At 63.0% G+C, this 25,052-nt stretch carries 26 protein-coding genes; 19 read left to right on the forward strand and 7 right to left on the reverse strand.

Going from position 1 to position 25,052, the window contains the following annotated elements:
- Positions 1-30: 30 nt before the first annotated feature.
- Positions 31-2,874 carry an RNA polymerase-associated protein RapA gene (gene rapA, locus FBY03_RS01505; protein ID WP_147170422.1) on the forward strand — a complete coding sequence of 948 codons (2,844 nt, stop codon included), beginning with the start codon at positions 31-33 and terminating at the stop codon, positions 2,872-2,874.
- Between the two features lie 122 nt (positions 2,875-2,996).
- Here rapA and FBY03_RS01510 read toward each other — a convergent pair whose 3' ends face one another.
- Positions 2,997-4,325 carry an MFS transporter gene (locus tag FBY03_RS01510; protein WP_147170423.1) on the reverse strand — a complete coding sequence of 443 codons (1,329 nt, stop codon included), beginning with the start codon at positions 4,323-4,325 and terminating at the stop codon, positions 2,997-2,999.
- Between the two features lie 624 nt (positions 4,326-4,949).
- On the opposite strand from FBY03_RS01510, the gene FBY03_RS01515 reads away from it, so the two are divergent.
- Positions 4,950-6,503: a GGDEF domain-containing protein gene (locus FBY03_RS01515; RefSeq protein ID WP_178090524.1), complete on the forward strand. Its 1,554-nt coding sequence runs from the start codon at positions 4,950-4,952 to the stop codon at positions 6,501-6,503.
- A 47-nt stretch (positions 6,504-6,550) separates the two neighbouring features.
- Here the strand turns inward: FBY03_RS01515 and FBY03_RS01520 are convergent, their stop codons facing one another.
- Positions 6,551-7,339 (reverse strand): hydroxypyruvate isomerase family protein, encoded by a 789-nt coding sequence (locus FBY03_RS01520; RefSeq protein WP_147170425.1) that lies wholly within the window; start codon positions 7,337-7,339, stop codon positions 6,551-6,553.
- Positions 7,336-8,226, reverse strand: coding sequence for an NAD(P)-dependent oxidoreductase (locus tag FBY03_RS01525; protein WP_147170426.1), 891 nt, complete (start codon positions 8,224-8,226; stop codon positions 7,336-7,338). Before FBY03_RS01525 ends, FBY03_RS01520 begins: the two co-directional genes overlap by 4 nt.
- Positions 8,227-8,355: 129 nt before the next feature.
- Between FBY03_RS01525 and FBY03_RS01530 the strand changes: the two genes are divergently transcribed.
- From FBY03_RS01530 to phnE, 4 genes are read left to right on the forward strand one after another with little or no spacing between them, the layout of a single operon-like run.
- Positions 8,356-9,207, forward strand: a complete 852-nt coding sequence (locus FBY03_RS01530; protein WP_147170427.1) for a putative selenate ABC transporter substrate-binding protein — start codon at positions 8,356-8,358, stop codon at positions 9,205-9,207.
- Positions 9,204-10,007 carry a phosphonate ABC transporter ATP-binding protein gene (locus FBY03_RS01535; RefSeq protein WP_147170428.1) on the forward strand — a complete coding sequence of 268 codons (804 nt, stop codon included), beginning with the start codon at positions 9,204-9,206 and terminating at the stop codon, positions 10,005-10,007. The genes FBY03_RS01530 and FBY03_RS01535 overlap by 4 nt, the downstream gene beginning before the upstream one ends.
- The gene (locus FBY03_RS01540) at positions 10,001-10,828 is read left to right on the forward strand and encodes an ABC transporter permease (RefSeq protein ID WP_147170429.1); all 828 of its coding nucleotides are present in this window, start codon (positions 10,001-10,003) and stop codon (positions 10,826-10,828) included. The genes FBY03_RS01535 and FBY03_RS01540 overlap by 7 nt, the downstream gene beginning before the upstream one ends.
- Positions 10,825-11,607 carry a phosphonate ABC transporter, permease protein PhnE gene (gene phnE / locus FBY03_RS01545; RefSeq protein ID WP_178090525.1) on the forward strand — a complete coding sequence of 261 codons (783 nt, stop codon included), beginning with the start codon at positions 10,825-10,827 and terminating at the stop codon, positions 11,605-11,607. The genes FBY03_RS01540 and phnE overlap by 4 nt, the downstream gene beginning before the upstream one ends.
- 79 nt (positions 11,608-11,686) lie before the next feature.
- Here phnE and FBY03_RS01550 read toward each other — a convergent pair whose 3' ends face one another.
- Together FBY03_RS01550 and FBY03_RS01555 are read right to left on the reverse strand one after the other, a co-directional pair.
- A complete protein-coding gene (locus FBY03_RS01550) occupies positions 11,687-12,055 on the reverse strand; it encodes a DUF5064 family protein (RefSeq protein WP_147170430.1) in 369 nt (122 codons plus the stop codon).
- Positions 12,056-12,135: 80 nt separating this feature from the next.
- Positions 12,136-12,453 carry a DUF2288 domain-containing protein gene (locus tag FBY03_RS01555; protein WP_147170431.1) on the reverse strand — a complete coding sequence of 106 codons (318 nt, stop codon included), beginning with the start codon at positions 12,451-12,453 and terminating at the stop codon, positions 12,136-12,138.
- 298 nt (positions 12,454-12,751) lie between these two features.
- Here FBY03_RS01555 and FBY03_RS01560 point away from each other — a divergent pair, with 298 nt between their 5' ends.
- The 11 genes from FBY03_RS01560 (at position 12,752) to tsaA (ending at position 22,278) form a co-directional block, all read left to right on the forward strand.
- Positions 12,752-13,879, forward strand: a complete 1,128-nt coding sequence (locus FBY03_RS01560) for a branched-chain amino acid ABC transporter substrate-binding protein (protein WP_147170432.1) — start codon at positions 12,752-12,754, stop codon at positions 13,877-13,879.
- Positions 13,880-14,003: 124 nt separating this feature from the next.
- On the forward strand, positions 14,004-14,927 hold the full coding sequence (livH, locus tag FBY03_RS01565; protein ID WP_147170433.1) for a high-affinity branched-chain amino acid ABC transporter permease LivH: 924 nt from the start codon (positions 14,004-14,006) through the stop codon (positions 14,925-14,927).
- On the forward strand, positions 14,924-16,192 hold the full coding sequence (locus FBY03_RS01570) for a high-affinity branched-chain amino acid ABC transporter permease LivM (RefSeq protein WP_147170434.1): 1,269 nt from the start codon (positions 14,924-14,926) through the stop codon (positions 16,190-16,192). The genes livH and FBY03_RS01570 overlap by 4 nt, the downstream gene beginning before the upstream one ends.
- Positions 16,189-16,956 carry a high-affinity branched-chain amino acid ABC transporter ATP-binding protein LivG gene (livG, locus tag FBY03_RS01575; RefSeq protein ID WP_147170435.1) on the forward strand — a complete coding sequence of 256 codons (768 nt, stop codon included), beginning with the start codon at positions 16,189-16,191 and terminating at the stop codon, positions 16,954-16,956. Before FBY03_RS01570 ends, livG begins: the two co-directional genes overlap by 4 nt.
- Positions 16,956-17,657: an ABC transporter ATP-binding protein gene (locus FBY03_RS01580; protein ID WP_147170436.1), complete on the forward strand. Its 702-nt coding sequence runs from the start codon at positions 16,956-16,958 to the stop codon at positions 17,655-17,657. The genes livG and FBY03_RS01580 overlap by 1 nt, the downstream gene beginning before the upstream one ends.
- A 138-nt stretch (positions 17,658-17,795) precedes the next feature.
- Entirely contained in the window at positions 17,796-18,509 is a 714-nt protein-coding gene (locus FBY03_RS01585; RefSeq protein WP_147170437.1) for an rRNA pseudouridine synthase, read from the forward strand.
- A gap of 69 nt (positions 18,510-18,578) precedes the next feature.
- Positions 18,579-19,040, forward strand: coding sequence for a DUF1456 family protein (locus FBY03_RS01590; protein ID WP_147170438.1), 462 nt, complete (start codon positions 18,579-18,581; stop codon positions 19,038-19,040).
- Between the two features lie 117 nt (positions 19,041-19,157).
- Complete coding sequence (locus FBY03_RS01595; protein ID WP_147170439.1) at positions 19,158-19,928, forward strand: SDR family oxidoreductase; 771 nt, start codon at positions 19,158-19,160, stop codon at positions 19,926-19,928.
- A 159-nt stretch (positions 19,929-20,087) separates the two neighbouring features.
- Positions 20,088-20,723 (forward strand): DUF1326 domain-containing protein, encoded by a 636-nt coding sequence (locus FBY03_RS01600; protein WP_147170440.1) that lies wholly within the window; start codon positions 20,088-20,090, stop codon positions 20,721-20,723.
- Positions 20,724-20,848: 125 nt separating this feature from the next.
- Entirely contained in the window at positions 20,849-21,526 is a 678-nt protein-coding gene (locus FBY03_RS01605; protein WP_147170441.1) for a DUF2182 domain-containing protein, read from the forward strand.
- Between the two features lie 56 nt (positions 21,527-21,582).
- Entirely contained in the window at positions 21,583-22,278 is a 696-nt protein-coding gene (gene tsaA / locus FBY03_RS01610; RefSeq protein WP_147170442.1) for a tRNA (N6-threonylcarbamoyladenosine(37)-N6)-methyltransferase TrmO, read from the forward strand.
- Positions 22,279-22,353: 75 nt separating this feature from the next.
- On the opposite strand, the gene FBY03_RS01615 is transcribed toward tsaA, so the two are convergent.
- Positions 22,354-22,659, reverse strand: coding sequence for a putative quinol monooxygenase (locus tag FBY03_RS01615; RefSeq protein WP_147170443.1), 306 nt, complete (start codon positions 22,657-22,659; stop codon positions 22,354-22,356).
- A 60-nt stretch (positions 22,660-22,719) separates the two neighbouring features.
- Between FBY03_RS01615 and FBY03_RS01620 the strand changes: the two genes are divergently transcribed.
- Positions 22,720-23,139 carry a VOC family protein gene (locus tag FBY03_RS01620; RefSeq protein WP_147170444.1) on the forward strand — a complete coding sequence of 140 codons (420 nt, stop codon included), beginning with the start codon at positions 22,720-22,722 and terminating at the stop codon, positions 23,137-23,139.
- A gap of 54 nt (positions 23,140-23,193) precedes the next feature.
- Here FBY03_RS01620 and fpr read toward each other — a convergent pair whose 3' ends face one another.
- Entirely contained in the window at positions 23,194-23,973 is a 780-nt protein-coding gene (fpr, locus tag FBY03_RS01625) for a ferredoxin-NADP reductase (RefSeq protein WP_147170445.1), read from the reverse strand.
- Between the two features lie 116 nt (positions 23,974-24,089).
- Here fpr and FBY03_RS01630 point away from each other — a divergent pair, with 116 nt between their 5' ends.
- A complete protein-coding gene (locus tag FBY03_RS01630) occupies positions 24,090-25,016 on the forward strand; it encodes a LysR family transcriptional regulator (RefSeq protein ID WP_147170446.1) in 927 nt (308 codons plus the stop codon).
- The last annotated feature ends 36 nt before the right edge of the window (positions 25,017-25,052 follow it).

Genomic DNA, 25,052 nt, shown 5'->3' on the forward strand with positions numbered 1-25,052 from the left:
ATAGCCGGCTTTTTCACGCGGGAGACAGGCATGGCGCAATACGAACCGGGGCAACGCTGGATCAGTGACAGCGAGGCAGAGTTGGGTTTGGGCACCGTCCTGATGCAGGAAGGCCGCATGCTCACGGTGCTCTACCCGGCCACCGGCGAAACCCGTCAATACGCCGCGCGCAATGCCCCCCTGACCCGCGTGCGCTTCTCGCCCGGCGATGAGATCACCCACTTCGAAGGCTGGAAACTGACCGTACAGGAAGTCGATGATGTCGACGGTCTGCTGGTTTACCACGGCCTCGATGGGCAGAACCAGAGTGTCACCCTGCCGGAAACCCAGCTGTCCAACTTCATTCAGTTCCGCCTGGCCAGCGACCGCCTGTTCGCCGGGCAAATCGACCCGCTGCCCTGGTTCGCCCTGCGCTATCGCACCCTCGAATTCACCAGCCGCCAGCTGCAATCCTCGCTCTGGGGCCTCGGCGGCGTGCGCGCGCAGCCCATCGCCCACCAGCTGCACATCGCCCGTGAAGTCGCCGACCGCGTCGCCCCGCGGGTGCTGCTGGCCGACGAAGTGGGTCTGGGCAAGACCATCGAGGCCGGCCTGGTGATCCACCGTCAACTGCTCAGTGGGCGCGCCAACCGCGTGCTGATCCTGGTGCCGGAGAACCTGCAGCACCAGTGGCTGGTGGAGATGCGCCGCCGCTTCAACCTGGAAGTGGCGCTGTTCGACCAGGAACGTTTCATCGAGAGCGACGCCAGCAATCCGTTCGAGGACTGCCAGTTGGCCCTGGTGGCCCTGGAATGGCTGTGCGAGGACGAGAAGGCCCAGGACGCGCTGTTCGCCGCCGGCTGGGACCTGCTGGTGGTCGACGAAGCGCACCACCTGGTCTGGCACCCGGACCGCGCCAGCCCGGAATACACCCTGGTCGAGCAACTGGCCGGGGTCATTCCCGCCGTGTTGCTGCTCACCGCCACCCCCGAGCAACTGGGCCAGGACAGCCACTTCGCGCGCCTGCGCCTGCTCGACCCGAACCGCTTCCACGACCTCGAAGCCTTCCGCGCCGAGAGTGCCCACTACCGCCCGGTCGCCGAGGCGGTGCAGGAGCTGCTCGACCAGGGCAGCCTGTCGCCCGCCGCCCACCAAACCATTCATGATTTCCTCGGCAGCGAGGGCGAAGGCCTGCTGGCCGCAGTCAACGCGGGCGACAGCGAGGCGTCCGCGCGTCTGGTGCGCGAGCTGCTCGACCGCCATGGCACCGGCCGTTTGCTGTTTCGCAACACCCGCGCGGCGGTCCAGGGCTTCCCCGAGCGCGACCTGCACCCCTACCCGCTGGCGAGCCCGGACGAGTACATGGAGCTGCCGATTGGCGAGCACCCCGACCTGTACCCGGAAGTCAGCTATCAGGCCCAGTCCGAGATCGACGAGGATCAGCGCTGGTGGCGCTTCGACCCGCGCGTCGAGTGGCTGGTCGACACCCTGAAGATGCTGAAGAAGTTCAAGGTGCTGGTGATCTGCGCCCACGCCGAGACCGCCATGGACCTGGAAGACGCCCTGCGCGTGCGCAAAGGCATCCCCGCCACCGTGTTCCACGAAGGCATGAGCATCCTCGAGCGCGACCGCGCCGCGGCTTACTTTGCCGACGAAGAGTTTGGCGCCCAGGTGCTGGTCTGCTCGGAAATCGGCAGCGAAGGGCGCAACTTCCAGTTCGCTCACCACCTGGTGCTGTTCGACCTGCCGGCCCATCCGGACCTGCTCGAACAGCGCATCGGTCGTCTCGACCGGATCGGCCAGAAGCACCGTATTCAGCTGCACGTGCCCTACCTGGAAAACAGCCCGCAAGAGCGCCTGTTCCAGTGGTATCACCAGGGCCTGAACGCCTTCCTCGCCACCTGCCCGACCGGCAACGCCCTGCAGCACCAGTACGGCGGCCGTCTGTTGCCGCTGCTGGAAAGTGGCGACGACGGTGAATGGCAGAGCCTGTTGGACGAAGCCAAGGCCGAGCGTGAACGCCTCGAAGGTGAGCTGCACGCCGGCCGCGACCGCCTGCTGGAACTCAACTCCGGCGGTGCCGGCGAAGGCGAGGCGCTGGTCGAGGCGATTCTCGAACAGGACGATCAATTCGCCCTGCCGATCTACATGGAGCAGCTGTTCGATGCCTTCGGCATCGACAGCGAAGACCACTCGGAGAACGCCCTGATCCTGCGCCCCAGCGAGAAGATGCTGGACGCCAGCTTCCCGCTCGGCGACGACGAAGGCGTGACCATCACCTACGACCGCAATCTGGCCCTGGCGCGCGAGGACATGCAGTTCCTCACCTGGGAACACCCGATGGTGCAAGGCGGAATGGACCTGGTGCGCTCCGGCTCGATGGGCAACACCGGCGTGGCCTTGATCAAGAACAAGGCGCTGAAACCCGGCACCGTGTTGCTGGAACTGCTCTACGTCAGTGAAGTGGTGGCCCCGCGCGCCCTGCAACTAGGGCGCTACCTGCCGCCGGAGGCGCTGCGCTGCCTGCTCGATGCCAATGGCAATGACCTGGCGCACAAGGTGGGCTTCGAGACCCTCAACGACCAGCTGGAAAGCGTACCCCGCGCCAGCGCCAACAAGTTCGTCCAGGCCCAGCGCGACGCGCTCAACCCGCAGATCAGTGCCGGTGAAGAGAAAGTCGCACCGCGCCACGTCGAACGAGTTGCCGAAGCGAAACGCCGCCTGGCCGCCGAGGTCGATGAAGAGCTGACCCGCCTGACCGCCTTGCAGGCGGTCAACCCCAGCGTACGCGATAGCGAACTGGACGCCCTGCGCCAGCAGCTCGAACAAGGCCTGGCCCTGCTCGACAAAGCCGCGCTGCGTCTGGAAGCGATTCGGGTACTGGTGGCCGGCTAAACTCGGCTGGCTTAGACCCGTTCAACCATAAGGCCCGCATTTGCGGGCCTTATGGTTGATGCAAGCAAATCTGGAGCACGTCTATATCTGTGGGGGCATGTACACCTGCAACCCCTGGGCCGCTAGGCTGGCACCGCTTCGAGCATGCCCGTGCGCATCCGCGCGGCGTCCCGCGTGAAACAGCGCGAAGCCTGCACCAGTGCCAGCATGGTGAGAAACAGCGCCACGGGGATCAGGTACATCGCGTCATGCAAGCCCACCGCCTTGAAGGTTTCGCTCATCTGCGTGGCACCAGCAGCGAGCATCGCCGCATTGGCGAAGTAGTCGGACAACAGCCCAACCGCGATGGGACCCAGGCCGCCACCCAGCAGGTACAGGCCGGCGAAGAACAGGGCCATGGCGGTCGCCCGCAGGCGCGGCTCGACCACATCCTGAATCGCCGTATAGACGCAGGTGTAGAAGTTGTAGGAAAACAGCCAGCCTATGCTGAACAGCGCCACGAACAGGCCGATCTGGACATGTCCGGAGAACAGCGCATAGCCGGTGCACCCCGCCGCCACCAGCATGCTCACGGCGGCAAACAGTAGACGTCCGGATTCGGACTTCTGGTGAATCCGGTCCGCCAGCCAGCCGCCAAGCGTCAGGCCGAACAGTCCGGTCACGCCGACTATGACCCCAGTGGCCACGGCCGCCTGCTCCAGCGGCAACAGGAAATAGCGCTGCAGCATCGGCACCATGAAGGAATTGCAGGCGTAAGTGGAGAAGTTGAAGGTCAAACCGGCCAGCACCAGCCACCAGAAAGTGCGAATTGCCAGGACCTTGCGTATCGGTTGCCGCACCGGCTCGACCGCCACCTGCACGACCTCAGCGCCACCACGCTTGGGTTCTTTGATGAAGAACATGAACAACGCCAGGATCAGCCCTGGCACCGCGGCGATGAAGAAGGGTGCGCGCCAACTGTCGAAGGCCTTGACCATGGCGCCGATAGTGAAGAAGGCCAGCAGCAGACCCAATGGCAGGCCCAGCATGAAAATGCCCATGGCCCGCGCGCGTTTGTGCGGCGGGAACAGGTCGCCGATCAGCGAGTTGGCCGCCGGCGCATAGCTGGCCTCGCCAATACCCACCCCCATGCGCACCAGCAGAAAACTCCAGAAGTTCCAGGCCAGACCGTTGACGGCGGTCAGGCCACTCCACACCGTCAGGCCCCAGCCCATGATCTTGCGCCGCGCGCCGGTATCGGCCATACGCCCCAAGGGTACGCCGGCGATCGCATAGACGATGGTGAACGCGGTGCCGATCAAGCCCAGCTGAAAGTCACTGAGGCTCCATTCCAGGCGGATCGGTTCGATGATGATCGCCGGAATGCTGCGATCGAAGAAGTTGAACAGGTTGGCAAGGAAAAGCAGGAACAGAATGCGCCAAGCATTCGCCACTGGCTGGGACTGCTGCATGGAATCCATCTCTATTGTTGTTATAGATAGCCACCACTCGGGGGCGCCAGCGAGCCTGGCGAGACTTAGTGGCCGGTAGGGCTGAGTTCAATTAGCCAATTTCGGCATCTGAGGCCCCGGTACTGCGGCCATCCGAACTTGAGTTAATCCACTAACCGTACAGGCCCTAGCCTGGCATGCGCAGAAGGCAATCTAGAGGCCTGTGCTCTATCTGTCTGCGACTATTCGCCGTCGTTATGCAACGAAATGGCGGCTCTGCCGGCAAAGCGTCGGCACAGAGGCCGCCAGGGGCCGCCAGGGGCCGCGGGCACTTGAAAGGGAACAGTCTGCGGCAGCCTCAGTCAACGCCAAGCGCTCGCATTGCACGCCTTCGCCGCCGGCGCCCACCGCGCTACCGCCGAGCTGTAACAGGCAAGCTGTTTATTGACGTAAGCGCCAACCCTGTCCATGGTCTTACAAGGCCCTAAATCACCGCGCCTACGGCTGATCGCTATGTTCGAACTGTTTGCCAGCCACACGACACGGCCCCCATCCCCTGATCGAGCACCAGGCGCACGCTGGTTAGCCATTAGCCTGCTGTTAGCCCAGACCCTGTGGCCAGCCGATGTCCTGGCGACCGAGACCATGCGCCTGCAACTGCGCTGGCTGCATCAATTTCAGTTCGCCGGTTACTACATGGCCCTGGAAAAAGGCTATTACCGGCAAGCCGGGCTGGAGGTGGATATCCTGCAAGGTGGGCCAGGCACGCCCAATCCGATAGACGCCATGCTCAACGGCGATGTCGACTTCGCCATCGCCAATAGCGGCCTGATCATCGCCCGCATGCAGGGCAAGCCGGTCGTCGCCCTGGCGGCCATCATGCAAAGCTCGCCGGTGGTGTGGATCGTCCGCGCTGATTCGAACATCTACACACCACTCGACCTGGCCGGCAAACGGGTGATGCTGATGCCCGAACCGGAAAGCGCCGAGCTGCGCATCACCCTGGCCCGCGAAGGCATCGACCTGAACGAACTGCTCGTGAGCAAAACCAGTTTCAACCCGCAAGATCTGGCAGACGGCAACATCGATGCCTACGACGGCTACCTGTCCAATGAGCCCTTCTGGCTGGACCAGCACAAGGTGGCCTATCGGCTGATCAACCCCCGCGAATACGGCGTGAATTTCTACAACGACGTGCTGGCCACCCGCGAAGCCCTGCTGCAGGAGCGACCCGAACAAGTCGAGGCCTTCATTCAGGCCAGCCTCGACGGTTGGCAATATGCCCTGGAACACATCGAAGAAAGCGTACAACTGATCCATCGGCGCTACGCGCCTGACAAGAGCCTGGAGCACTTGCGCTTCGAGGCCCAGGCGCTGAAAAAACTGATCATGCCCGATCTGGTGCAACTGGGGCACATGAACCCCGGACGCTGGCAAACCATCGCCAACAGCTACGTCCAGCTGGGCATGGCCACAGGGCCGGTCGACCTGGACGAGTTTATCTACAGTCGCAAGCATGAAACCGATCACAACCTGCTCTATCAGGTAGTGATCGGCGCACTGTCGGCACTGCTTGTCGTCGGCGCCGTGGCTTGGCGCTTCGCTCACCTGACCCAGCACCTGCGCCTGGAGATCAAACGTCGGCGTCAGGTCGAGCAGGCGCTGCTCAACAGCAACCTGCAACTGGAACACTTGGCCAATACCGACCGCCTGACCGGGCAGTGGACTCGACTGAAATTCGAAGAAGTAGCGCTGCACGAAATCAAGCGTGCCGAGCGCTATGGCTTTCCGCTCGCCCTGATCTTCTTCGACATCGATCGTTTCAAACTGATCAACGATGAGCATGGCCATGAAACCGGCGACTACGTGCTGAGGGGCGTGGCGCAACGGATCAAGACGCAGCTGCGTGAGTCCGATTGCCTATGCCGCTGGGGCGGCGAAGAATTCATCATCCTGATGCCGCATACCGACCTCGAGCACGCCGCCGTCATGGCGGAAAAACTGCGCCTGCTGCTGGTCGCCGAGCCGCTGACCGAGCGGATTAGCGTCACCGCCAGCTTTGGCGTCACCCAGTGGCAACCCGGACAGGGCTTGCGCGAACTGGTGCACTGCGCCGACCAGCTGCTCTACCGCGCCAAGCAGCTGGGGCGCAACCGGGTCGAGTGCGTTGAGCTTGATACCGCCCAGACTCAGCCATGAGCAGCCCGCCCCCTGCCGCGCCTAGCCCGATCCTTCGAGCGCTCGCGCTATCGGCCGCCGGCGCGCCACGCGGGCAACCACGTTAGTCCCGCGCGAGTTCCGTCTTCGCCCGGCCTATACTCGGCCCCCAACCAGCCCCGATAACCGCTATCGCGCAAGGCGGCCAAGACAGGAGCGAAGTCAATCCGCCCGGTGCCCGGGGCACCTCGACCGGGGCAGTCGGCGAACTGCACATGGCCGATGCGTCCGGCCAACAGCTCGATACCCGCGACCAGGTCCAGGTCCTGTCGCGCCATGTGATAGAGGTCGTACTGGGCCCGGCAGTTGCGGTGATCGACGGCGCGCAATAGCGCATCCAGCTGCTCCGGGGTGTTGATCAGGAAGTCCGGCATATCCAGCGGGTTGATCGCCTCGCAGAGCACCACGATGCCCAACAGTTGGAAAGCCTCGGCGGCCTTGCGCAGGTTAGCGGCCAGCGTCGTCAGCGCCTGCTGGCGGCTGACACCCGCCAGCAAACGCCCCGGCAACACATTGACACAGGCCGGGCGCACCATCGCCGCGTAGGTCAACGCCTCGTGCAGCGCGCGGTCGAAGTCACCCTGGCGCGCCGGCACGGCGGCCAGCCCGGCACCGCCGCGCATCAGGTCACCGGCCGGCAGGTTGATCAGCACCAGGGGCATGCCGGCCGCCGCCAAGGCTTCCTTCAGGCGTAACGCCGGCAGTTCATAGGGAAACTGGATCTCCACGCCATCGAAGCCGGCGGCAGCGGCTGCCACCACACGCTGATGCAGGGGCAGCTCGGTGAATAGCAGCGACAGGTTGGCAGCTATCTTCATGCGTCTGGCTCACGGTACAGGCTCACCAGAGTGGCCGGATCGCACTCGAGATTGCCCTGACTGCCGTGCAAACGCATCAGCTGCGCGGCCAGGCCACTGAGCGGGGTCGCCGAGCCCGTCTCGCGCGACAGTTTGGCGGCGCTATCCAGATCCTTGAGCAGGGTACGCACATGCCATTTCACCGGTTCGAACTCACTGTTGGCCATTTGCGGAGCCAGTATCTGCAGCGGCTTGGAGTCGGCAAAGCCGCCCGCCAGGGCCGGGGCAATCAGGCGCGCATCCACTCCGGCTTTCTCGGCCAGGGCCACCACTTCGGCGATCACCAGGGCGTTGCAGGCGACGATCATCTGGTTGCACACCTTGGTCACCTGCCCGGCACCGACCTCGCCCATGCGCGTCAGGCGTTGCCCCAGGTGCGCCAGAATCGGCCGCGCGCGTTCGACGTCTTCGGCCCGGCCACCGGCCATGATCGCCAGGCTGCCAGCCTCGGCGCCCGGGGTGCCGCCGGACACCGGCGCGTCCACCCAGTGCATGCCGCAGCGCCGCTCCAGCTCGGCGGCCATCTCGCGGGTTGCCGCCGGTTCCAGGCTGGAGAAGTCCACCAGCAACTGCCCCGGCTTGCCGCCCTCGACGATCCCGCCGGGGCCGAACACCACCTCACGCACCACCTCGGTATTGGCCAGGCAGAGCATCACTGTGTCGGCCTCGGCACAGAGTTCGGCCGGGGTTTGCGCGCACTGCGCGCCCAAGTCCACGAGCGGCTGGCACTTGTCCGGCGAGCGGTTCCAGACCCACAGTGGATAACCGGCGGCGAGCAGCCGGCGGGTCATCGGCAGACCCATCAGACCGATACCGGCGAAGGCGATTGAAGGCAGCGAGGCGGTCATACAGCAGCTCCGTAAGGTTCAGCGAAGCCTGCATCTTAATCCCAGTGCGGGTGAATGAAAGCTGCGCAGAACCCAACATATCCCTATAATTCGCCCCCGCTTTCCCCGCTATTGAACCGGAGAACCCCCATGTATAAGCGTACCCTGGCGCTCGCCGCCGGCCTTGCCCTGTCCCTTTCCAGCCTGTTCAGCCAGGCCGCAGACGTACTGAAAGTTTCCGCCATCCCCGATGAAGCCCCCACCGAACTGCTGCGCAAGTTCGAGCCACTGGGCGCTTACCTGGAACAGCAACTGGGCATGAAAGTCGAATTCATTCCGGTCGCCGACTACGCCGCCGTAGTCGAAGCGATTGCCGCGGACCGCATCGACCTGGCCTGGCTGGGTGGGTTCACCTTCGTCCAGACCCGCCTGAAGACCGGCAATGCCATCCCCCTGGTGCAGCGCGCCGAGGATGCCACCTTCACCAGCAAGATCATCAGCGCCGACCCGAGCGTGCACTCGCTGCAGGACCTGAAGGGCAAGACCTTCGCCTTCGGCTCGGTGTCCTCCACCTCCGGCAGCCTGATGCCGCGCTACTTCATGCTCCAGGACGGGATCAAGCCGGAGGCCTTCTTCAGCCGTATCGCCTACTCCGGCGCCCACGACGCCACCGCTGCCTGGGTCCAGGCCGGCAAGGCCGACGGCGGCGTACTCAACGCCTCGGTGTGGGACAAACTGGTGGCCGCCGGCAAGGTCGATACCGACAAGGTCAAGGTGATCGCCACCACCCCGCCGTTCTTCGATTACAACTGGACCGTGCGCGGCAGCCTCGACCCGGCACTGCGCGAGAAGATCCAGGCGGCGTTTCTCGCCCTCGATCCGGCCAATCCGCAACACAAGGCGATCCTCGACCTGCAGGCCGCCAGCCGCTTTATCGCCACCCAGGCGGAGAATTACCAGGGTATCGAGGAAGCCGCCCGCGCCGCCGACCTATTGAAGTGAGCCTGAACCTCACTGGCGTGGGGTTGACCCACGCCAACGGCCAGGTTGCTCTGCTCGAGATCGATCTACGGGTGCAGCCCGGTGAGCGGATCGCCATCATCGGTCCCTCGGGCGCCGGCAAGACCAGCCTGCTACGACTGCTCGCCACCAGCCTGCAACCGAGCGCCGGTCAACTCGAGCTGTTCGGCCAGCAGCCCTGGCAACTCGGCGCTCAGCAGCGCCAGCAGTTGCGCGGGCGCGTGGGCTTGATCCATCAGGCGCCGCCGCTACCGCCACGGCAACGGGTGGTCACCGCGGTGCTGGCCGGCAAACTCGGCCAGTGGTCACTGGCCAGGAGCCTGCTCAGCCTGCTGCATCCGGTCGATATCCAGGGCGCCAGCAGCGCACTCGGCCGCCTGGATCTGGAGGACAAACTGTTCGCGCGCTGCGACCAGCTGTCGGGAGGCCAATTGCAGCGGGTTGGCATCGCCCGCGTGCTGTACCAGGCGCCCGAGCTGATCCTCGCCGACGAGCCGGTGTCGGCCATGGACCCCCTGCTCGCCGGGCATACCCTGAGCGTGCTCAATCAGGAGGCCAGCGCCCGCAAGATGACCCTGCTGGCCAGCCTGCATGCGGTGGAACTGGCCCTGGCACACTTTCCGCGGATCATCGGCGTACGTGAAGGACGTATCGTCTTCGACCTGCCACCCGAGGCGATCAGCCCGGCCGCGCTGGAAGCCCTGTACGCCAATGAGCAACTGCAAAGTCTCGAGGCTGTGGCACCGGCGCTGCCCGTTTGCGTGCAAATCCCACGATGCTGAACCCCGCCTTGCGTGATCCGGCAGCCCTGCCCCGCCTGGCCCTGACGCTGCTGGCGGTGCTGCTGCTCTGGCCGGGGCTGTCGCTCAGCGAGCTGAATCTGGCGGTGCTGGTCGATAGCGATAACGCCGCGAACATGGGCCGTTTTCTCGCCGATTTCTGGCCGCTGGCACATGACCCGCAGTTCCTCCGCCTGCTCGGTCGCGCCACCCTGGAAACCCTGGCCATCGCCACTGCCGGCATGGCCCTGGCGCTGCTGATCGCGATCCCCGGTGCACTGCTGGCCAGCCGCGCCCTGTCGCTGTCGGCCGCACACCGTAGTGGTCGACCGGCCTGGTGGGCACAGGCCCTGCGCTGGCCGGTACGCGGCGTGCTGATTGTGCTGCGCAGCGTGCCGGAAATCGTCTGGGCACTGCTGTTCGTGCGCGCCGTTGGCCTGGGCCCGACCGCAGGGGTGCTGGCCATCGCCATCACCTACAGCGGCATGCTCGGCAAGGTCTACGCCGAAATCTTCGAGTCGGTCGACCCGCGCCCCAGCCGCGCCCTGCTGATCGCCGGCAGCCCACGCCTGGCGGCCTTTGCCTATGGTGTGCTGCCCAACGCCGCGGCGGAAATGCTCTCCTATACGGTGTATCGCTGGGAATGCGCGATCCGCGCCTCGGTGATCATGGGCTTTGTCGGCGCGGGCGGCCTGGGGCAACAGATCGACCTGTCGCTGCGCATGTTCGCCGGCGGCGAAGTGGCGAGCATGCTGCTGACCTTCCTGGTGCTGGTGCTGTTGGCCGACCAGCTCAGCCGCCTGCTGCGCACGAGACTGCTATGACGCGACTGGTGGCTCAGCGTTTGACCAACTACGGCCTGCTCGCCACCTTGCTGATCGCGGTGATCGCCTCGTTCGTCTACCTCGGCATCGACCTCGGCGCATTGTTCGGCAGCGATAGCCTGAGCCAGATGGGCCATTATGCCGGCGGTTTCTTCAGCCCTGACTTCTCCGCGACTCACCTGCAACGCATCGCCCAGGGCGCCCTGGAGACCCTGGCCATGTCGGCCATCGGCACGCTGCTGGCGGCGCTGCTTGGCCTGTTGTTGGCCTTGCCGGCAGCAGGGCGTTTCGGCTGGCCGGCCCGCAGCGGCTCGCGCTTTATCCTCAATGCCCTGCGCGCGGTGCCGGAGCTGGTCTGGGCCGCGCTGGTGGTGCTGGCCGCAGGCCTCGGCCCGAATGCCGGCACCCTGGCCCTGGCCTTGCACACCGCCGGGGTGCTCGGGCGCTTGTTCGCCGAAGCCCTGGAGAACACCCCGAACGAGCCGGCCGAGGCGATTCGCCTGGGCGGCGGCGGACGCATCGCGGCGTTCTGCTACGGCACCCTGCCGACCGTCTGCCCGCAACTGATCGCCTACTCGCTGTACCGCTGGGAGAACAATATCCGCATGGCCAGCGTACTCGGCTTTGTCGGGGCAGGCGGTTTGGGGCAGATGCTCTATGTCAGTCTCAGCCTGTTCCAGGAAGCCCAGGCGGCGACGGTGATACTGAGCATGCTGCTGCTGGTATTGGCTGTGGATGCGCTCAGCAGCTGGGCGCGGCAGCGCTGGGTCAGCGCGTAGGGCGGTCTCGAAGCGAAGCGACAGCCCGCCACAGGCTACTCCGCGAATCTACGCCGAGTAACGCCCTAGTCGATAGCCGCTACAGACCGTCCTTTTCCAGATGATCGAGGTTGACCGGATCGCCGGTGTGGCTGCCAAGCTTGGCGCGGATATCGGCGAACATCTGGTCGTACTCCTGATGAGTACGTGCAATCAGACTGGTGTTGGCCGGTAGACCATGCTTCAAGGCAATCCGACTGGCGACGCTGGCGAAGTTGAAGGCCGTATCGCGATGCAGCTCGAACTGTTCTTCGAACGACTTGCCCGCCACTTCACCAACCATGCGCATGTGCAGCATCGGCCCCTCGACTGGGTCTTGGCGCACCTCATAGTGCAGATCGATGCTGAACGCGGGCTGCCCCTTGGTTCCGGCAGGGTTATTGCGATGCAGGTGGCCGGGCGCGAACATGCGGGTGCTCCTTCTGCGGATCATCACCGAGCATAGCCCCAAGCGACCCGGACTGCCTCTTCAGCCGCATGGACCTGCCCTCAGGACCGAGTCGGCGCCTCCGCACGCTCCTGGACCATGACCCAGGGCGCCACGACCACGGCCCAGAGTTGCGGATCACGCGCCAGCAAGTCCTCGGCCCGCGCATCATCGAGCTTACTCAACAGCCCGGACTCCAGCCAGGCAGCCACTTTATCCTGGTCGTTTTCCGCCACGGCTTGCGCTGCCGCGATCAGATCCTGCGTGCTCTCGACCCACAGCAACGCGCCGCGGGCGAAGAAAGGTTGCAACTCCTGCCAACTGATTGGCGCAGTTTCACCAAGCAACTTGGCATATAGGGTGCTAGCTTGTTCAGTCATGGTATGCCTTGTGTGGATAGCCCGGTTTTCAATCGGACGCCATGATAACGCCGAGCAACTGACAGGCAAGTCCGCCTGACGCAGAGGGTCGGCTCGAAGGCACGCCGTTTTTCTATACATTTCTTACATTTAAGCGACATCCAGGTACGTTGCCCTCGGCAGTCGGCTTTTCAAGGCGCAAACCAGCGCTCTACACTGTACCGGTACAATTGCCGGGGGTATGACCGGGGATGCAACCCGGTTCTGCAGCTTTGGCCGCCAGAACTACAACAATGAAAAAACATAAGAGTGGAGCACTATGAACAAGGCTACTAAGCAGATCTCCAAACTGTTTGCCGCCATGGCCATGGCCGGCGTTGCCAGCTACTCCGTAGCGGCTGACACCATCAAGATAGGCCTGGCTGGCCCGGTTACCGGACCAGTCGCGCAATACGGTGAAATGCAATTCGTGGGTGCCAAGATGGCCATCGAGCAGATCAACAAAGCCGGTGGGGTGAACGGTTCGATGCTCGAAGGCGTGGTCTACGACGACGCCTGTGACCCGAAACAAGCCGTGGCCGTAGCCAACAAAATCGTCAACGACGAAATCAAGTTCGTGGTCGGCCACCTTTGCTCCAGCTCCACTCAGCCGGCGTCCGACATTTACGAGGACGAAGGCATCCTGATGATCAGCCCGGCGTCCACCAGCCCGGACATCACCTCGCGTGGCTATGAACTGATCTTCCGCACCATCGGTCTGGACAGCCTGCAAGGCCCGACTGCCGGCAACTACATCGCCGACCATATCAAACCGAAAAATGTTGCAGTCCTGCACGACAAGCAGCAATACGGTGAAGGCATTGCCACCGCGGTCAAGCAGACTCTGGAAAGCAAAGGCATCAAGGTTTCCCTGTTCGAAGGCCTCAACGCCGGCGACAAGGACTTCTCCGCCATGATTTCCAAGCTCAAGCAAGCCGGCGTGGACTTCGTCTACTACGGCGGCTACCACCCGGAGCTCGGTCTATTGCTGCGTCAGTCAGCCGAGAAAGGCCTGAAAGTAGGCTTCATGGGACCGGAAGGCGTGGGTAACAAGGAAATCTCGGCCATCGCCGGCCCGGCTTCCGAAGGCATGCTGGTGACCCTGCCGAAATCCTTCGACCAGGATCCGAAGAACCAGGCCCTGGTCGCTGCATTCAAGGCCAAGAACGAAGACTCGACTGGCCCCTTCGTATTCCCCGCCTACGCAGCCGTGCAAGTGATTGCCGAAGGCATCGAGAAAGCCGGCAGCACCGATACCGCAAAAGTCGCGGCCGCCCTGCGTGCCAACACCTTCGACACCCCGACCGGCGCCCTGTCCTTCGACGCCAAAGGCGACCTCAAGGACTTCAGCTTCGTGGTTTACCAATGGCACCAGGACGGTACTAAAACCGAAGCGCCTCTTAACTAAGAAGACGCTTCAGGCCTGAACCCAAAGCCCACTGCCGATGCAGTGGGCTTTGTTTATCAAAAGAATTCCGGTCTCACGCTGCGCCACAAGCGCCGCCTTGCGTGACGCGCCCAGGAGTTAGGCAATGCCTGATCTTTATCACTACCTGCAACAGCTGGTTAACGGTCTGACCGTTGGCAGCACTTATGCCTTGATCGCCATTGGCTACACAATGGTCTACGGCATCATTGGCATGATCAACTTCGCCCATGGCGAGGTTTACATGATTGGTTCGTACATCACCTTTATCGTGATTGCCGGGCTTGCCATGTTCGGCATCAACAGTTTGCCGATCCTGATGATCGCGGCCTTCGCCGGCAGCGTCATCGTCTGCAGTGCTTATGGTTACAGCATCGAACGAGTCGCCTATCGCCCCTTGCGCGGCGGCAACCGCTTGATCCCGCTGATCTCTGCGATTGGCATGTCGATCTTCCTGCAAAACCTGGTCTTGCTGTCCCAGGATTCCAAGGACAAAGCCATTCCCAATCCGCTGCCGGGAAACTTCGTGTTTGGTGAAAGCACCATGAATGGTGTGGTTATTTCCTACATGCAGGTGCTGATCTTTGTCGTCACCTTTTTAGTGATGGTTGGTTTGACACTGTTCATCTCCCGTTCGCGTCTTGGCCGCGCTTGCCGCGCCAGCGCCGAAGACCTGAAGATGGCCAACCTGCTGGGCATCAACACCAACAACATCATCGCCCTGACCTTCGTCATCGGCGCCGCCCTGGCCGCGGTGGCCGCCGTGCTGCTGGGCATGCAATACGGTGTGATCAACCCGCACCTGGGCTTCCTCGCCGGCATCAAGGCATTTACCGCCGCGGTATTGGGCGGCATCGGCAGCATTCCAGGTGCCGTACTCGGCGGCCTGGTACTCGGCATAGCCGAGGCCTTCGGTGCCGACATTTTCGGCGACCAGTACAAAGACGTGGTGGCCTTCAGCCTGCTGGTACTGGTGCTGCTATTTCGCCCGACCGGCATCCTCGGTCGTCCGGAGGTTGAAAAAGTATGACTTCTGCAGTTACGAAAAACCTCAAAACCGCCTTCTTCAGCGCCCTGTTGGTGCTGGCCGTAGCCTACCCGGTACTTGGCCTGAAGCTGACCATCGTCGGCATCAAGCTGGAAGTGCATGGCGCCAGTTCTGCGGGGCTGTGGGCCATCGCCGCGGGTGCCATCGCCATGTTCTTCTGGCAGCTGCTGCGCAGCCGGTTGAGTGCGGCCTGGGCTCTGGCGCCTAAACTGCCGCGCGTGCCGAGCCAAGCCAGCGACTTCTTGACCAAACCGTCGACGCAACGCTGGTTCGTCCTCGCGCTGGTTCTCGTTGGCCTGGCCTGGCCGTTCTTTGGCAGTCGTGGGGCGGTCGACATCGCTACGCTGATCCTGATCTACGTGATGCTCGGCCTCGGTCTGAACATCGTGGTCGGCCTGGCCGGCCTGCTCGATCTGGGTTACGTCGCCTTCTACGCTGTCGGGGCCTACAGCTATGCGCTGCTCTCTTACTATTACGGCCTGAGCTTCTGGGTATGCTTGCCGATCGCCGGCCTGATGGCCGCCTCCTTCGGCTTTATCCTGGGTTTCCCGGTGCTGCGCCTGCGCGGCGATTACCTGGCCATCGTCACCCTGGGTTTCGGCGAGATCATCCGCATCCTGCTGAACAACCTGACCTGGCTGACCGGCGGCCCCAACGGCATCGGCTCGATTCCCAAACCAAGCCTGTTCGGCCTGTCCTTCGACCGCCGCGCGGCCGAAGGTATGCAGACCTTCCACGAGTATTTCGGTGTCCCCTATAGCTCGATCAACAAGGTGATCTTCCTCTACCTGATCGCCCTGGTGCTGGTGCTGCTCACTCTGTTCGTGATCAACCGCCTGCTGCGCATGCCGCTCGGCCGCGCCTGGGAAGCCCTGCGCGAAGACGAGATCGCCTGCCGTACACTGGGTATGAACCCCACTGTGATAAAGCTCTCGGCCTTTACCCTGGGCGCCTGCTTCGCCGGTTTCGCTGGCAGTTTCTTCGCCGCCCGCCAGGGTCTGGTGACCCCGCAATCCTTCACCTTCATCGAGTCGGCGACCATCCTCGCCATCGTCGTGCTGGGGGGCATGGGCTCGCAGCTCGGGGTGATCCTCGCGGCCGTGGTGATGATCCTGCTGCCGGAGCTGATGCGTGAGTTCAGCGAATACCGCATGCTGATGTTCGGCGCCTTGATGGTGCTGATGATGATCTGGCGTCCCCAGGGCTTGTTGCCCATGCAGCGCCCACACCTGGAGCTGAAGCCATGAGCCGCCCGATTCTCGAAGTAAGCGGTCTGTCCATGCGTTTCGGCGGCCTGCTGGCGGTCAACGGGGTTGACCTGGTCGCCAATGAAAAACAAGTGGTATCGATGATCGGCCCGAATGGTGCCGGTAAGACCACGGTATTCAACTGCCTGACCGGCTTTTACCAGCCAACCAGCGGCAACATCCGTCTCGACGGCGAGCAGATCGAGGGCCTGCCAGGGCACAAGATCGCCCGTAAAGGGGTGGTGCGGACCTTCCAGAACGTACGCTTGTTCAAGGACATGACGGCGGTGGAAAACCTGCTGGTAGCCCAGCATCGCCACCTCAACACCAACTTCCTTGCCGGTTTGCTGAAAACCCCGGCATTTCGCAGGAGCGAGCGCGAGGCGATGGAGTACGCCGCGCACTGGCTGGAGCAGGTCAACCTGACCGAGTTCGCCAACCGCCCGGCCGGCACCCTGGCCTACGGTCAGCAGCGCCGCCTGGAAATCGCTCGCTGCATGATGACGCGCCCGCGCATCCTCATGCTCGACGAGCCGGCCGCCGGTCTCAACCCACGCGAAACCGACGACCTGAAAGCCTTGATCCGTATGCTGCGCGATCAGCACAACGTCACCGTGCTGCTGATCGAGCACGACATGAAGCTGGTAATGAGCATTTCCGACCACATTTTCGTGATCAACCAAGGCTGTCCGCTTGCCAACGGCACACCGGAACAGGTCCGCGACAATCCGGATGTGATCAAAGCCTACCTGGGGGAAGCTTGATGCTGTATTTCGACAATGTTTCCACCTTCTACGGCAAGATCCAGGCGCTGCATGACGTCAGCGTCGAGGTTCGCCAAGGCGAAATCGTCACCCTGATTGGGGCCAACGGCGCCGGTAAATCAACCCTGCTGATGACCCTCTGCGGCACGCCGTGCGCGTCCAGCGGCAGCATCCGCTACCAGGGCGAGGAACTGGTTGGCCAGGACACCCCGGAGATCATGCGCAAGAGCATCGCCGTGGTCCCGGAGGGCCGCCGCGTGTTCGCCCGCCTGACCGTGGAGGAGAACCTGGTGATGGGGGGCTTCTACACCGCCAAAAGCGACTTCCAGGATCAGCTGGATAAGGTGCTACACCTGTTCCCGCGTCTGAAAGAACGTTTCGAGCAGCGCGCCGGCACCATGTCCGGTGGCGAACAGCAGATGCTCGCCATCGGCCGCGCCTTGATGAGCAAGCCCAAGCTGCTGCTGCTCGACGAGCCATCACTGGGTCTGGCACCGATCATCATCCAGCAGATCTTCGACATCATCGAACAGCTGCGCAAGGACGGCGTCACGGTATTCCTGGTCGAGCAGAACGCCAACCAGGCGCTGAAGCTGGCCGATCGCGGATACGTGCTGGAGAACGGTCGAATCGTCATGCAGGGCAGCGGCCAGGAATTGCTGAACGATCCCAAAGTGCGCGACGCCTACCTGGGCGGTTAAAAACGACTGGCTCGACACGTTTTTAACCAATGCCGCATAGCCGCCTGACTAAACCGCTCCTCGGAGCGGTTTTTTTATCCGCGTCAGCGCACCCCGGCCAGTTACAATGACGGCCAACACTTTACCGATGACGCTACCATGACCGACCCTATCCGCCTGTCCAAACGCCTGATCGAACTGACCGGCTGCTCACGTCGTGAGGCTGAGTTGTATATCGAAGGCGGCTGGGTAATGGTGGATGGGGTGGTGGTGGACGAGCCGCAGTTCAAGGTGCAGGAGCAGCGCGTCGAATTGCATACCGATGCCGTCGCAGCCCCGGTCGAGCCCGTCACCTTGCTGCTGCACATCCCGGCCGGGCACAACAGCGCCGAGCGTATTGCCGACAGCATTAGTCAGGACACGCACTGGGCGGAGGACAGCTCGGGCATACGCATGCTCAAGAGTCATTTCGTCAACCTCAAGCCATGCATCCCCTTGCAGGCGGGTGCCGAAGGCTTGCACGTGCTGACCCAGGACTGGCGCATCGAGCGCAAACTGCGTGACGACCAGAGCAAACTGGAGCAGGAATATGTGGTCGAAGTCAGCGGTCAGCTGAGCGCCAAGGACCTCAAGCGCCTGAGCCATGGCCTGGTCTTCAATGGCTTCGCGCTGCCACCGTGCAAAGTCAGCTGGCAGAACGAAACCCGCCTGCGCTTCGCCCTGAAGAACCCACAGCCGGGGCAAATCGTCTTCATGTGCAATGAAGTCGGGCTGAAAGTATTGAGCTTCAAGCGCATCCGCGTCGGCGGTGTACCGCTGTCGAAAGTACAGCCTGGCCAATGGCGTTACTTGGCCGCTAAAGAGCGTTTCTAAGCGCCCTTCCCGCATTTACCTGGCAGTTAGGCCGAGTCCAGCTGCCCACTACGTTTTCAGGACAATCTCATGATCAATAACGATGTACTGCGCAGCCTGCGCTACCTGCTCGATATCAGCGATGCACAAGTGGCCTCAATCGTCGAGCTGGCTGGCCGGCCGACCAGCGAAGCCGAAGTCGGCGTGCTGCTGAAGAAGGACGACGAAGAGGACTATCAGGATTGTCCGGATGAGCTGATGGCGCACTTTCTCGATGGCCTGGTGGTCTTCAAGCGTGGTAAGGATGACAACCGCCCCGCGCTGCCGCTGGAGCTGCCGGTCACCAACAACATGGTGCTGAAGAAACTGCGGGTGGCCTTCGAACTCAAGGAAGACGACATGCATGCGATCATGCAGAGCGTCGATTTCCCGGTGTCCAAACCGGAAATGAGCGCACTGTTTCGCAAGTTCGGCCACAGCAACTACCGCACATGCGGCGACCAGTTCCTGCGCAACTTCCTCAAAGGCCTGACCCTGCGCGTGCGCGCCTGAACCTTAGCGAACCGACAGCGCAGCGCTGCATGGCGCTGCATTCCCAAGCGCAATAGTGGCTCCCGTATCGCGGTCGCGCGCATAGGGTAGTGGCATCCCCTCCCACAAGGACTCGCCATGCACCCTTACTTCTCCCTGCAAGGCCGCACCGCCCTGGTTACCGGCGGCACCCGCGGTATCGGCAAAATGATCGCCAAGGCCTTTGTCGAAGCCGGCGCCAACGTGTATGTCTGCGCCCGCGATGGCGAGGCCTGCGCGCAAACCGCCGAGGAACTGTCGGCCTTCGGCAGCTGCCACGGCATCGCCGCCAACCTGGCCCAGGAAGAAGGCGTGCAGGCCCTGGCCAGCCAGCTTGCCGCTGAAATCGGCCAGCTGGATATTCTGGTCAACAATGCCGGTACCACCTGGGGCGCGCCACTGGAAAGCTACCCGGTCAAAGGCTGGGAAAAGGTCATGCAGCTCAACGTCACCTCGGTGTTCAGCTGCATCCAACAGTTGCTGCCGCTGTTGCGCAAGGCCGGTTCGGCCGCCAACCCGGCGCGGGTGATCAATATCGGTTCGGTCGCCGGCATCACCTCGCACGGTGAAGATGCCTACGCCTATGGACCGAGTAAGGCCGCGCTGCATCAACTGTCGCGCATGCTCGCCCGCGAGCTGGTCGAGCAGCACATCAACGTCAACGTGATCGCCCCAGGGCGCTTTCCCAGCAAGATGACTCAGCACATCGCCAAGGACGAAGCCGCCATGGCCGAAGACAGCGCGCTGATCCCGATGAAGCGCTGGGGCCGCGAAGAGGAAATGGCCGCCCTGGCGATCAGCCTGGCGAGCACCGCAGGCGCCTATATGACTGGGAATATCATCCCGATCGATGGCGGTTTCAGCCTCTAAGAGCGGCCAGTCGGCTCAGACTGAAGACTGCCTGCAAGCCCTGAGACGGCCGGTTGCCTGGCCACTGGTCAGGCATACCGGCCGACGACTGTGGCCTTGCTAAGCTTAGTGACTGGGGCAATAGCACCTCACGCCGCACCGACGGCAAGGAGGTAGGCCATGAGCATGGCTGACTGGCGCATGCAGGGCGTCGAGTTTGCTACCTGCAACTGCAACTGGGGCTGTCCGTGTCAATTCAGCGCCCTGCCCAGCCACGGTAATTGCGAAGCCGTGGTGTCCATGCGGATCGAGCAAGGCCATTACAACCAGACAAATCTGCACGGCCTGTGCTGGGTCGGCGTATTTGCCTGGCCGCGCGCCATCCACGAAGGCAACGGTCGCTGCCAGCTGTTCATCGAGGACAAGGCCACGCCGGAGCAGCGCGAGGCGTTGCTGCGCATCCTCGCCGGCGAAGACACCGAGCCCGGCACTACCGTGTTCTCGGTGTTCGCCAGCACCATCAGCGAGATGCACGAACCGCAGTTCGTGCCCATCGAGTTCTCGGTGGATGTCGATCAGCGCGTGGCGCACACGCGAATACCCGGCCAACTCGAGGTGACTGGCGAGCCAATTCGTAACCCGATCACCGGCGAACCACAGGAGGCGCGGCTGACATTACCCAAGGGCTTCGAGTTTACCGAGGCGCAAATGGCCAGTGGCAGCTTCCAGACCCAGGGCGCGATCAAGATCGGCTCACAGGGCAGTCATGGCCACTTCGCCCGGCTGCACTTCACCGGCCAAGGGGTGGTGCGCTGAGCCTGCTTGACAGCTCCGAGCGGCTCGCCGAGCGCCTGCCGCACTGGCCTCTGCACAGGGAGCAGTGGCCAGTACTGCTCTGCCTGCTGACCCTGACGGGGCTGGCATGGCTGGCGCTGCAACGCATGGCCGTCGCGATGGCTGCGCCGGGCGGCATGGCGGATATGGCGATGGCCGGCATGCCGATGCCCTGGAGCCTGGTCGATGCGTTGCTGATGCTGGCGATGTGGGGGGTGATGATGTTCGGCATGATGCTACCCAGCGCCCTGCCGATGATCCTGCTCTACCAGCAGATACTGCACAAACGGTCGGCGAACGCGCAGCGCCACCTCGCCCTGCTGTTGTTCTGCCTGGCCTATCTAGTGGTCTGGGGCGGCTTCAGCCTGATCGCGACTGCGCTGCAGTGGGGGCTGGATCAGCTCGCCCTGCTCAGTCCGGCGATGCGCAGCCAAAGCCACTGGCTGGGTGCCGGCCTGCTGCTGGCTGCTGGCGTTTACCAGTGGCTGCCGGGTAAAGCCGCATGCCTGGCGCACTGCCGTGGTCCGGTGCTGTTTCTCATGAGCCACTGGCGCCCCGGCGTCGCCGGCGGCTGGCGCATGGGCCTGCGCCATGGTCTCTACTGCCTGGGCTGCTGCTGGGCGCTGATGGGCCTGCTGTTCGTCGGCGGGGTGATGAACCTGCTGTGGGTGGCGCTGATCGGCGCCTATGTATTGCTGGAGAAGCTCCTACCACACGGGCGCTGGCTCAGCCGATCTGCCGGAGCGCTGCTGATCGCCTGGGGATTCGCCTTGTTGCTGACTTAAGGCCACCTCGCGTTACGGGTAAGATGGCACTCCTTGCCACTGCTGGCCGCGTCCCCATGCCCTACTCCGTCTCGCCCATCGGCTTCATCCGTTCCTGCTTCAAGGAGAAATTTGCCATTCCTCGCCAACCGCAGCTGGCACCGGCGGCGCGCGGGGTATTGGAGCTGCTGACACCCTTCGACCAGGGCGAAGCGGTACAGGGCCTGGAGCAGGTCAGTCACGTCTGGCTGCTGTTCCTGTTTCACCAGACCCTGGAGGACAAGCCGCGGCTGAAAGTACGCCCACCACGTTTGGGCGGCAATCAATCGGTCGGCGTGTTCGCCAGCCGCGCCACCCATAGGCCGAATGGCATCGGTCAGTCGGTGGTCAAGCTCGACAGGGTCGAAGCGGGCAAGCTCTGGCTGTCCGGCATCGACCTGCTCGATCAGACCCCCGTGCTCGACATCAAACCCTATGTGCCCTATGCCGACAGCGTGACCGATGCCTACAACCGCATTGCCGACAGCGCCCCCAACCTGATCGAGGTCGAATGGCAGGAGACCGCGCGGGAACAGGCACATCGGCATGGCCTGCGCCTGGACCAACCGTTGTGCGAGTTGATCGAGCAGTGCCTGGCGCAGGACCCGCGCCCGGCGTACCAGCAGCCTTTGCCCGAACGTCGTTACGGGACACGCCTGTGGGATGTCGATGTGCGTTGGCACTACCCACAGCCAGGTCAGATTCGGGTATTGGAGGTGGTCGCAACCAGCTAGCAGGTTGACCTGCGCAGGCAGGGCCGATCGAAGCAACCAGCCGTAAACCACGGCAATGCCGCTGCTACCTCGCCGTCAGCTACGCTGCGGATTGAGCCCCAGCACATCCGCCTCTATCACCTGCTGGCTGAGAATCAGCGGATTGACCAGCGGCCTGCTGGCGAGGAAATGCGCGGTCTGGGTATGCGCCTCGAACGCGGCTTCGTCGTGGTAGAGCTCGTACAACCAGACGAGATCGGGATCACTGCGATCGCGCAGCACATCGAAGGTCACACAGCCCAGTTCGTCGCGTACCGAAGCCGCCGCATTGAGCGCCATGGCCTCGATGAAAGCATCGAAGCTGCCGGGTTTGAGTTGAGTCTTGAGTAGCAAGCAGTACACAGGGCGTTCCTTTTTGTCTTATATTCAACGCGAATTGTATACAAACTGGAGTACAGATAAATGCTCGAACGCCCCAGCCGCCTCAACGGCCTGCGCCACCTCGCCCTGCTGGTACCGAATCTGGAGGCCTGCGAACGCTTCTACGTCGATGTCCTCGGCATGCAGGTGCTGCACCGTGCCAATGACGACCTGGTCTACCTGACCTGCGGCAACGACAACCTCTCCCTCGGTCGCGCCTATGTCGAGAGCAGTGGTGTGCAGGCGATGGACCACTACGGTTTTATCGTCGACAGCGTGGAAGAACTGGAGGCTTGGTACCAGTACCTCAAGGCCCAAGACGTGACGCTGCTGGATCGCCCCTTCGATCATGGCGACGGAGCACGCAGCTTCCACCTGCTCGATCCCGCCGGTAACAAGGTGCAGCCGATCTATCACCCCGCCGTATCCGGACAGCGCTTCAGCCCGCCAGAAAAGGCCTGAGCCGCGCAAACGAAAAAGCCCGCCAAAAGGCGGGCTCGGTCTTCGCTCGCGCGCTTACTTCTCGACGAAGGCGCGCTCGATCAGGTAGTCGCCCGGCTCGCCCATGCGCGCCGAGACTTTCAGGCCGAAGCTCTCCAGCACCTGGCTGGTCTCGTCGAGCATGCTCGGGCTGCCACAGATCATCGCGCGATCGTCCTGCGGGTTGATCGGCGGCAAGCCGATGTCGCGGAACAATTTGCCGCTGCGCATCAGGTCGGTCAGCCGGCCCTGATTCTCGAACTCCTCGCGGGTCACGGTCGGGTAATAGATCAGCTTGCTCTTCAGCGACTCGCCAAAATACTCGTTCTGCGGCAAGTGCTCGGTGATGAACTCACGGTAGGCCACTTCGTTGGCATAACGCACGCCGTGCACCAGCACGACTTTCTCGTAGCGCTCGTAGGTCTCCGGGTCCTGGATCACGCTCATGAACGGTGCCAGGCCGGTACCGGTGCTGAGCAGATAGAGGTGCTTGCCCGGCAGCAAATCGTCCAACACCAGGGTACCAGTGGGCTTGCGGCTGACCATCAGCTCATCGCCCGGCTTGAGGTGTTGCAGCTGCGAGGTCAGCGGGCCGTCCTGCACCTTGATGCTGAAGAACTCCAGGTGCTCTTCATAGTTCGGGCTGGCGATCGAGTAGGCACGCATCAAGGGACGCCCCGTGTCCTGCTGCAGGCCAATCATCACGAACTGACCGTTGTCAAAACGCAGACCCGGGTTGCGGGTGGTCTTGAAGCTGAACAGGGTGTCGTTCCAGTGGTGGACGCTGAGCACTCGCTCGACGTTTAAATTACTCATGCAGGCTTCCTCGGAAAGTCGCGGACACCGATCGTGGGTGGTTGCACGGCATTCTAAGCGGAGGCAGAATATCTGTTAAGTTGATTATCAAGATATAGAATATCGGTTATATAGATATGCGATTTACGCTTAGACAACTCCAGGTATTCGTCATCGCCGCCCAGCAGCAGAGCGTTTCCCGCGCGTCCGAGGCGTTGGCGCTGTCGCAGTCGGCCACCAGCACCTCACTGAGCGAGCTGGAGCGCCAATCCGGCTGCCAACTGTTCGACCGCGCCGGTAAACGCCTGCGCCTCAACTCCCTGGGTCAGCAACTGCTGCCGCAAGCGGTGGCCTTGCTCGATCAAGCCAAGGAAATCGAACGCCTGCTGGTCGGCAAGAGCGGCTTCGGCTCATTGGATGTCGGTGCCACCCTGACGGTGGGTAACTACCTGGCAACCTTGCTGATCGGCCGTTTCATGCAACGCCACCCGGAGTGTCGGGTGAAACTGCAGGTGCACAACACCGCCCATGTCGTGCAGCAAATCGCCCAGTATGAGTTGGACCTGGGGATGATCGAAGGCGATTGCCAGCATCCAGATATCGAGGTGCAGCCTTGGGTCGAGGACGAGCTCGTGGTGTTCTGCGCACCGCAGCACCCACTGGCCAAACGCGGCGAGGCGAGCCTGGCGGAGCTGACCCGCGAGACCTGGATTCTTCGCGAGCAGGGCTCCGGCACCCGCTTGACCTTCGACCAGGCCATGCGCCACCACCCGGCGGCATTGAATATCTGCCTGGAGCTTGAGCACACCGAGGCGATCAAACGGGCGGTGGAGTCGGGGCTGGGTATCGGCTGCATCTCGCGCCTGGCCCTGCGCGACGCCTTTCGCCGCGGTAGCCTGGTGCCCGTGGAAACCCCGAGCCTGGATCTGCGCCGGCTGTTCTACTTCATCTGGCATAAGCAGAAGTACCAGACGCCGGTCATGCGTGAATTCCTCAGCCTGTGCCGGGAGTTGACCGCCGGCGTCAGGCGCAGCGATGAAATTGTGCTGCCGAACATCGCCTGAAGGCGTATGCCGCACTGCCGCGCGCGGCAGCGGCAA

The sequence above is a fragment of the Pseudomonas sp. SJZ079 genome (genome assembly GCF_007993865.1).
Classification (GTDB): Bacteria; Pseudomonadota; Gammaproteobacteria; order Pseudomonadales; family Pseudomonadaceae; genus Aquipseudomonas.

Excerpts from the sequence above, each read along its gene's own strand:
- FBY03_RS01515 (WP_178090524.1), top strand. The coding sequence starts at position 4,950 with ATGCGCCTGCAACTGCGCTGGCTGCATCAATTTCAGTTCGCCGGTTAC.
- tsaA (WP_147170442.1), top strand. The coding sequence starts at position 21,583 with ATGCCCTACTCCGTCTCGCCCATCGGCTTCATCCGTTCCTGCTTCAAG.
- FBY03_RS01520 (WP_147170425.1), bottom strand. The coding sequence starts at position 7,339 with ATGAAGATAGCTGCCAACCTGTCGCTGCTATTCACCGAGCTGCCCCTG.
- FBY03_RS01620 (WP_147170444.1), top strand. The coding sequence starts at position 22,720 with ATGCTCGAACGCCCCAGCCGCCTCAACGGCCTGCGCCACCTCGCCCTG.
- FBY03_RS01630 (WP_147170446.1), top strand. The coding sequence starts at position 24,090 with ATGCGATTTACGCTTAGACAACTCCAGGTATTCGTCATCGCCGCCCAG.
- FBY03_RS01555 (WP_147170431.1), bottom strand. The coding sequence starts at position 12,453 with ATGACTGAACAAGCTAGCACCCTATATGCCAAGTTGCTTGGTGAAACT.
- rapA (WP_147170422.1), top strand. The coding sequence starts at position 31 with ATGGCGCAATACGAACCGGGGCAACGCTGGATCAGTGACAGCGAGGCA.
- FBY03_RS01560 (WP_147170432.1), top strand. The coding sequence starts at position 12,752 with ATGAACAAGGCTACTAAGCAGATCTCCAAACTGTTTGCCGCCATGGCC.
- FBY03_RS01570 (WP_147170434.1), top strand. The coding sequence starts at position 14,924 with ATGACTTCTGCAGTTACGAAAAACCTCAAAACCGCCTTCTTCAGCGCC.
- phnE (WP_178090525.1), top strand. The coding sequence starts at position 10,825 with ATGACGCGACTGGTGGCTCAGCGTTTGACCAACTACGGCCTGCTCGCC.
- FBY03_RS01530 (WP_147170427.1), top strand. The coding sequence starts at position 8,356 with ATGTATAAGCGTACCCTGGCGCTCGCCGCCGGCCTTGCCCTGTCCCTT.
- FBY03_RS01585 (WP_147170437.1), top strand. The coding sequence starts at position 17,796 with ATGACCGACCCTATCCGCCTGTCCAAACGCCTGATCGAACTGACCGGC.
- FBY03_RS01525 (WP_147170426.1), bottom strand. The coding sequence starts at position 8,226 with ATGACCGCCTCGCTGCCTTCAATCGCCTTCGCCGGTATCGGTCTGATG.
- FBY03_RS01550 (WP_147170430.1), bottom strand. The coding sequence starts at position 12,055 with ATGTTCGCGCCCGGCCACCTGCATCGCAATAACCCTGCCGGAACCAAG.
- FBY03_RS01540 (WP_147170429.1), top strand. The coding sequence starts at position 10,001 with ATGCTGAACCCCGCCTTGCGTGATCCGGCAGCCCTGCCCCGCCTGGCC.
- FBY03_RS01580 (WP_147170436.1), top strand. The coding sequence starts at position 16,956 with ATGCTGTATTTCGACAATGTTTCCACCTTCTACGGCAAGATCCAGGCG.
- livH (WP_147170433.1), top strand. The coding sequence starts at position 14,004 with ATGCCTGATCTTTATCACTACCTGCAACAGCTGGTTAACGGTCTGACC.
- FBY03_RS01590 (WP_147170438.1), top strand. The coding sequence starts at position 18,579 with ATGATCAATAACGATGTACTGCGCAGCCTGCGCTACCTGCTCGATATC.
- FBY03_RS01510 (WP_147170423.1), bottom strand. The coding sequence starts at position 4,325 with ATGCAGCAGTCCCAGCCAGTGGCGAATGCTTGGCGCATTCTGTTCCTG.
- FBY03_RS01595 (WP_147170439.1), top strand. The coding sequence starts at position 19,158 with ATGCACCCTTACTTCTCCCTGCAAGGCCGCACCGCCCTGGTTACCGGC.
- fpr (WP_147170445.1), bottom strand. The coding sequence starts at position 23,973 with ATGAGTAATTTAAACGTCGAGCGAGTGCTCAGCGTCCACCACTGGAAC.
- FBY03_RS01605 (WP_147170441.1), top strand. The coding sequence starts at position 20,849 with ATGGCCGTCGCGATGGCTGCGCCGGGCGGCATGGCGGATATGGCGATG.
- livG (WP_147170435.1), top strand. The coding sequence starts at position 16,189 with ATGAGCCGCCCGATTCTCGAAGTAAGCGGTCTGTCCATGCGTTTCGGC.
- FBY03_RS01600 (WP_147170440.1), top strand. The coding sequence starts at position 20,088 with ATGAGCATGGCTGACTGGCGCATGCAGGGCGTCGAGTTTGCTACCTGC.